The 723-nt window shown below is 47.7% G+C and carries 1 pseudogene; it reads right to left on the bottom strand.

Features of this window, described 5'->3' with window-relative positions:
* Window positions 1-493 precede the first annotated feature (493 nt).
* Window positions 494-613 (bottom strand): annotated as a pseudogene (locus HV796_RS46425) (IS630 family transposase); the annotation flags it as partial.
* Window positions 614-723: the final 110 nt, after the last annotated feature.

The raw sequence follows: 723 nt of genomic DNA, 5'->3' as shown, positions 1-723 counted from the left end.
TGATGAAGTTCGTGACGCTGTCGTTGACTTTAAAGATCGTTACAACCGAGAATGGCGGCTGGAAAAACTGGGCTTCATGTCACCCCTCGAAGCCCGTCAGGCACGGATGTTCAAACAGGCCGCCTGAGTCCCAAAACCGTGTCCAAACAATCCGGGCCGATACAATCCCTACCGCCGCTTTCAAGGCGACGCAACGACATGTCAATCATATTGTATCTATTTATCCATAATTTTCACCAAAATTGCGCTTTTTCATAAACAAATCCTAAAAAATGCCGCACGGTAACGGCACGTAAATATTACTACGCATTACTTATTGACAATAAGCTATCTTGAAATTGCATTGATCATACCGCGCGATGAATTTTATGAAACTGGTAGATATCGACATATAGAATTTCGTCGTCAAACGAACATTTCGTGAGTTGGGTGACGGGTCTGGACATAACTCTCGTTGCATTTCTGTACACCAATGCCTAGTCCCACTGCGTCATTAAAATGGCGCTGGACGGATTCGCCGCGATGGATCGTCGTACTTCCATCTGATCGGCCTGGGGTTCGTGTTCTGCTCGCGGATATAGCGCATCAGCTTGCGGTCCAGGTCCTTAACCGCATTCCGTTATACAGAAGTGTCGTCACCATCGTTGTCGCGTAAGAGGCGCAATGTTTTTGCAGCGACATGAACTTCTCTGAGGCCGAGCCAGATGGTCTTTGCGCCGGGTT

Source organism: Paraburkholderia humisilvae, assembly GCF_902859855.1.
GTDB classification, from domain to species: domain Bacteria; phylum Pseudomonadota; class Gammaproteobacteria; order Burkholderiales; family Burkholderiaceae; genus Paraburkholderia; species Paraburkholderia humisilvae.
This window is presented reverse-complemented; position numbering and strand designations above follow the sequence as displayed.